Below are 6366 nucleotides of genomic sequence, written 5' to 3' on the forward strand. Positions count from 1 at the left end.
TGCCCGCCATGTCCATACAACCGTAAGGACTCGCGCCCGACGCATAGCTCCCGACCGGCGCCGTCTGATCGCCTGGATATTGGCTGTCAACTTTGTTGTTGCATTTCTGCGCATCCCAACTATCACCCCAAGGGTACACATTCGGATGGCTAGTCACGGGGTTCCAACGCGCCGCTTTCTCCCACTGCGCTTCGGTTGGCAGGTTACCACCCGCCCACTTGCAGAAAGCTTCCGCCTCGTAATAGCTTACGCCAACCACCGGATGACTATCAGTTTGTGTGAACGTAGTGCTCCCCCAAGTCTGTGAAGCCGCCCACAACTCCGGTTCGGTGCGGCTGTTGGACACCTTCCAACTCCAGCCTGCAGTAGACCAATATGCCGAGTTCGTGTAGCCGCCCGCCTTCATGAACTGACGATACTCCCCGCGTGTCACCTCATACTTACCGATCCAATAGCCAGAAAGGGTCACCCAGTGCTGGGGTAACTCGTCGGACTTGCGATAGTCCGCGTCTTTCCCCACCTTGGAGTTCCCCATCAGGAACTTGCCCGCAGGGATGTAGATCATCTTGCCTTTATATTTAAAGTTCTTGGGTAGAGGCGGAACCTTAGGTTTAGCAGCCAAAGCGCCGCTATAAGCCGCTATCATACACAGAAGGATTGCTAAGCCCAATAAACGTGTTCTCATAACACTCTCCTTGTCATCAATCATAGATAACCCACGTACTGTATTGTAACGTAAGAACACCGGCGTGTCAAGTAAACAAGGGGTTGCCGCTATGTTCATGGTATGACAAAGCTAATCACGGAGGCCCTTCGATATGTCCCTGAAGCCTACTCTCCGTCGGCGATGAGAGGTTCATCCGCTAAGGTGTCTAGGTCGGGTTGTTGAGCGGTTGGGTCGAGATGGGTTATGTTTATGGTGTTTTTGGCGTTAGTGCAGAGGGCTTTTTTGATTTCAGATTCTAGATGTTCAGAGGCGGCAGCGCGGTTTTTAAGACGGAATTCTTTTGTGCGGCCGTTTTGGCGGACGTTGATGATGACTTGATAGTCGCCAGGATTGCCGGCGAGAGCTTCGCGGACTTCGGATAGTTGAGCGCGGGTTGCGCGTTCAACTTGAATACAAATTAAGCCGGCGTTGTCATCTTCTATTTCATCCTCATTTATCTCTAAAATCTCGATGGTCTCGGCGCGAATTTCTGCCTCTCGGACGCTGTCATCGGATGGGTTATTGTTATCGCGAAAAGTCACTCGGCCTTTCACTAAAACAATCAAGTCTTTTTTAACAGCATTCGTGCAGGCAGCCAACACTCTTGGAAAAACAGTGACGGAGATGGCGCCGGACATGTCTTCCAGCGTCATAATCGCCATCTTTTCGTTCGACTTTTTGGTCATCAGCGTGCGCAAAGAAGTGATGATGCCGCCGATAGTGACTTGCTCGTTGTCTTTGTATTCGGAAAGTATCCCGATGCTAGCGGTAGCCCGACGCCTTATTTGGTGGTCAATCGAGCGTAAGGGGTGATCGGACACATAAATTCCGAGCACTTCCTTTTCCATCGCCAACCGTTCGGTGCGTGACAGTTCTTTAGCTTCGGGCAATGGAGGATAGTGCTTTACCAAACTTCCGGTCTCGTCTCCTCCGCCAAACAGTGATTCCTGTCCGGTAGCTTTATCTCGGGCAACTCGATCAGCATATGCTATGGCTGCCTCAACTCCTAATAATAATTGATTTCGATTTGGATGCAGCGTATCAAACGCGCCTGCTTTGACCAAGCATTCAATAGTTGACTTGCCTAATGAGCCGTTCTCTCTGGTGCGCTCGCATAAGTCGAAAATGGACGTAAACGGTCCGTTTTCAGCTCGCGACTTGAGCATCCCTTCAACGGCAGATTCGCCAATCCCTTTAAGTGCGCAAAGACCAAATCGCACCTTGCCTTTTTCGAAGGTGAAATCAATTCCGCTTTGATTGATATCAGGAGGCAATACAGCAATGCCCAGTCTCCGGCACTCTTCGATGCTTTTGGTGACTTTGTCTTCCTTATCCCGATAAACAGCCAGAAGCGCGGCCATATATTCAGCGGGATAATTGGCCTTCAAATAGGCGGTCTGATAGGCGACAGTGCCGTAGCAGGTAGCGTGCGCTTTATTGAATGCGTAGCCGGTGAAAGGCTCGATGAGGTCGCAAATCTTGATGGCAATCTTCTCGTCTACTCCATTTTTAACCGCGCCATCAATCAATTGGGCGCGCATTTTCTCCATAACCTCTGGAATCTTCTTACCCATCGCCTTTCGAAGAATATCCGCTTGACCAAGTGAAAGTCCTGAGATTGACTGAACGATTCGAAGAACTTGGTCTTGGTAGACGATGACGCCGTAGGTTTCCTTGAGGATAGGTTCGAGTTTAGGGTGGAGATATTGGATAGTCTTCGGCTTAAATTTTCCTTTGATGTAATTGGGAATTTCAGCTAACGGGCCTGGGCGATAGAGCGCGACCATGGCGGAGAGTTCTTGAATACTTTGAGGCTTTAGCTCCATCAAATAGCGCCGCATCCCCGATCCTTCGAGTTGGAACACACCGACCACATCGCCTTTACTGAGCATGGCGTAGGTCTTTTTGTCGTCCTTTGGAATGTGCAGCACATCGATCACAATATTATGCGATTGCTTGATGTTATTGACTGCTTTTGCCAAAACAGAAAGGTTCGATAGCCCCAAAAAGTCCATCTTGAGGAGGCCGATCTTTTCGAGGGCGTTCATATGATACTGGGTTACGACCTCACCGTTAGAGCCGCGCGACAGGGGCACGTGATCAACTAACGGGTCATTCGAAATCACCACTCCTGCCGCATGGATGCTCATATTGCGGGGATTGCCTTCAATCGAACGCGCGGTGTCGATGAGATGCTGGATTTCTTGAGATGAGTTATAAACAGCTGCAAACTCAGGGGCAGTTTCGAGGGCTTTATCGATTGTCATGCCGAGAGGTAGAGCAGGGATGGCTTTTGCCGCTCGGTCAACATCGGCTAAAGGCAGCGCCAAAGCTCGACCCGCATCGCGAATCGCCGCGCGGGCAGCCATGGTGCCGAAGGTTATTATTTGTGAGACATGATCTTGGCCGTATTTATCAGTAACGTACTTGATAACCTCTTCCCTGCGGTCATCTTCAAAGTCCATGTCAATATCAGGCATGGCGATACGCTCAGGGTTCAGAAAGCGCTCGAAGGTTAGCCCATGCTCAAGTGGGTCGATGTCGGTGATGCCGAGGCAGTAAGACACTAGTGAACCTGCTGCCGAACCGCGGACGCCGAAGAAGATGCCCTGCTTGCGCGCAAATTGCGCAAAGTCACGCACGATCAGGAAATAGCTTGAAAACTTGGTTTGGTCAATAACGCTTAGCTCATATTCCAAGCGCGTTTGGACTTCTGGGGTGGCATTCGGATAGAGCCGAGGGACATTTTCCTCGCAAAGTTTGGTGACATATTCGTGAGGGTTCATGTCTTCGGGAAGTTCCGGGGCGGGAAGGTTTAATCGGCCAAATTCAATCTTGACATCGCACCGGTCGGCGATTTCGCGGGTGGCAGCAATGGCTTCCGGCACATCTCCGAAAAGCTGCCTCATCTCTTCTGGCGATTTAAAGTAGAACTCTTTAGAACCATAACGCAACCGGTTGGGATCATCGACGGTCGAGCCGGTTTGAATACAAAGCAAAACGTCATGCGGATCAGCATGTTCGGCGGTTAGATAATGGACATCATTGCTACATACCAACGGCAGCTTCAGCTCTTTCGCCAGTTTTATAAGAGGTTCGCGGATTTTTTTCTGTTCATCAAGCCCATGATCTTGTAGCTCGATATAGAAATTGTCTGGTCCAAAGATTGAGCGATATTGATCGGCAGCTTCGAGGGCCTTTTTATAGTCGTCATTGATCAAAGCGTTATTGATTTCGCTTCCAAGACAAGCGGAGGTACCGATCAGGCCTTCCGAATGAGCGGCCAACAATTCTTTGTCAATCCGAGGTTTATAGTAGAAGCCATCGAGGGAGGCAACTGTGGAGAGCTTCATTAAGTTCTTATATCCGGCAAGGTTTTTGGCCAGAAGGATGAGATGGTAGGATTGTTTTCCTGAACGGGGTGTTTTTTCAGTGTGCTTGCCGGGAGCAACGTAGGCTTCTAAGCCGATGATAGGCTTAACACCAACATTCGTGCAGGCATTATAAAAGTCGATGACACCGAACATTACCCCGTGATCGGTAAGCGCCACGGCGGGCATATCCATCGCAGCAGCCTGTTTGGCCATTTCCGAGATACGTTGAGCGCCATCTAACAGGCTATATTCGCTATGTACATGCAGGTGGACAAAGGGCGCGTCCATGTCATCTCCTTGTCAAATAAGTGCATCGAATCATGCGTTTGAGAAAGCATTGTTGAGTTTGATAACGGAAATCGAAGTTATTACTGCATATAGAGATTTATTGCTTACTCGCCTCCATATTTAGTAACTCTCTCCCCTTTATTCTAGCAGGTACTCAAGCGGTTGTAAAGGGGAATCTTAGAGCGTCGCGGAGTTAGGTTGTAGTCAGGTGTAAGAAGTCAGATAAATTTATTTTGTTATTCGGACTTTAGAATACAGGTAAGTTTGGCAGGTAAAATAACGGATATAAGGAAGGTAATAACGATGGTCAAACATATAGTGCTCTTCAAATGGAACGAAAACGCGACGGCTCAGGCATTAACTAAAATCGATGCTGAGATATGCGCAATGAAGGGGAAAATCCCTGGGATTATCGATCTATCGTATGGTGAAAATTTTCTCGACACTCCCGATAAATTCACTCATGCGCTTGTGGTGGACTTTACGGACAAAGCAGCATTAGAAGCCTATGCCCCACACCCCATTCATAAAGCGATTGTCGATAACCTCATTAATCCCATAAAAAAAGAAGTTTTGCGGATCGATTACGAGTTTTAATAAGAGGTAGTCATGCTTACTGAAGGTCAAAAGGCACCCGATTTTACTTTGTCTGATCAGGATGGGAATGCAGTCACTTTGTCTTCATATAAAGGGACACCCGTAGTGCTCTATTTCTATCCGAAGGATGACACACCGGGTTGTACGGCTGAAGCTTGTGCATTTCGGGATGCCAGACAGGAATATGAGCAAGCCGGGGCGAAAGTGCTTGGGGTTAGTCCTGATAGTGTGGCATCTCACGTCAAGTTTGCCCGCAAGCATGACCTGTCTTTTACGCTGCTTGCCGATGTGGATAAGCATGTTTGCGAAACGTTTTGCGTATGGAAAGAAAAGAGTATGTACGGCAAGAAGTACATGGGTGTGGAGAGAACGACTTTTCTCATAGACAGGGAAGGACAAATTCGCAAGATATTCCCAAAAGTCTCCGTTACCGGTCACGCAAAGGAAGTCTTGGAAGCATTGAAGGTTATTTAAACGAATGAGTGAAACTAACGCTGAAGCTAAAGATTGGCTCGATCGCGCAATTGAACATGAGACGCGCAAGGAGTTGGGTAAAGCGGTAGCTTGTTATCGGCGTGCTGTCGTTGCAGCGCCGAAGGAAGTTGTTGCGCGCTTTAGACTTGCCAATCTCTTTTGGCTAATGGAAAAGCTCGAAGAATCTCGCAAGGAGTTCGAAGACCTTCTTGCAATTGCCCCCGATCCTGTTTCCGAAGCGGAACTTTGCGTTGTCAAAGGCCGATTAATCGCTCAGCAAGGTGAGTGGCAGGAGGCTTACAGACTATTTGACCAAGCCGTTGGCTTATTTCAGAGCTATCGCTGCCCTGCTGAATATATTGATGTGCTGGCAAAGGCCTATGAAGGAATGGGCAATATGAAATATCGCGAAGGCCAGCAGTTCACCGCGCTGGCGCTCTATCGTAAAGCTCTAGAATTAACGGAAGGCAACCGTCAAATCCAGCTTCACAACCTTGCTCTCTGCCTTGCGAATGTTGGCCGTAAGAACGAGGCGATGAAAGTTTTCCGCCAGGCCCTTAAGTATGGCAATGACCCTGACTGTTGGCAGGCTATAGGTGATTTGTATATGCAACAGGAGAAATTCAAACCTTCTATCGATTGCTACCGCCGCGCCTTAGCTGTTGACCCCGATCACTTCGACTCTCATTATGGCCTTGGCTACTGCCTTTATTTATCAGGTGATTTTGATCAAGCCCGTCTCCACATAGAACGCGCCCGCGCCCTAGGAGAACCCAATGCCGATGACATGCTAAGAGACATCGATTTATGTAAGTACATCGGCGAAAGGCTGTAGAGAGAAGGGCATACGAATACCCTTTGCTACGCCACGCATTTGGCAATGACTCTGACCCCCGCCCAACTCTAACTCGCGAGTGGTACATTTTC

5 protein-coding genes are annotated in these 6366 nt (G+C 48.8%); 3 read left to right on the plus strand and 2 right to left on the minus strand.

Annotated features, from left to right (window positions below):
• Together WCO51_08475 and WCO51_08480 are read right to left on the minus strand one after the other, a co-directional pair.
• Positions 1-685: SUMF1/EgtB/PvdO family nonheme iron enzyme (locus tag WCO51_08475; protein MEI6513292.1), on the minus strand; the 685-nt coding region annotated here is incomplete at its 3' end.
• A 146-nt stretch (positions 686-831) separates the two neighbouring features.
• Positions 832-4368 carry a DNA polymerase III subunit alpha gene (locus tag WCO51_08480; protein MEI6513293.1) on the minus strand — a complete coding sequence of 1179 codons (3537 nt, stop codon included), beginning with the start codon at positions 4366-4368 and terminating at the stop codon, positions 832-834.
• Between the two features lie 303 nt (positions 4369-4671).
• Between WCO51_08480 and WCO51_08485 the strand changes: the two genes are divergently transcribed.
• The 3 genes from WCO51_08485 to WCO51_08495 are packed head-to-tail and all read left to right on the plus strand — an operon-like array spanning position 4672 to position 6274.
• Positions 4672-4965 (plus strand): Dabb family protein, encoded by a 294-nt coding sequence (locus WCO51_08485; GenBank protein MEI6513294.1) that lies wholly within the window; start codon positions 4672-4674, stop codon positions 4963-4965.
• 12 nt (positions 4966-4977) lie between these two features.
• Positions 4978-5439, plus strand: a complete 462-nt coding sequence (gene bcp / locus WCO51_08490) for a thioredoxin-dependent thiol peroxidase (GenBank protein ID MEI6513295.1) — start codon at positions 4978-4980, stop codon at positions 5437-5439.
• Between the two features lie 4 nt (positions 5440-5443).
• Positions 5444-6274 (plus strand): tetratricopeptide repeat protein, encoded by an 831-nt coding sequence (locus tag WCO51_08495; protein MEI6513296.1) that lies wholly within the window; start codon positions 5444-5446, stop codon positions 6272-6274.
• Positions 6275-6366: the final 92 nt, after the last annotated feature.

Source organism: bacterium, from assembly GCA_037131655.1.
In the GTDB taxonomy this organism is placed as follows: Bacteria; Armatimonadota; Fimbriimonadia; order Fimbriimonadales; family JBAXQP01; genus JBAXQP01.

Bases quoted from the DNA above. Each gene is read 5' to 3' on its own strand.
- WCO51_08480 (MEI6513293.1), bottom strand. From the start codon at position 4,368: ATGGACGCGCCCTTTGTCCACCTGCATGTACATAGCGAATATAGCCTG.
- WCO51_08485 (MEI6513294.1), top strand. From the start codon at position 4,672: ATGGTCAAACATATAGTGCTCTTCAAATGGAACGAAAACGCGACGGCT.
- bcp (MEI6513295.1), top strand. From the start codon at position 4,978: ATGCTTACTGAAGGTCAAAAGGCACCCGATTTTACTTTGTCTGATCAG.
- WCO51_08495 (MEI6513296.1), top strand. From the start codon at position 5,444: ATGAGTGAAACTAACGCTGAAGCTAAAGATTGGCTCGATCGCGCAATT.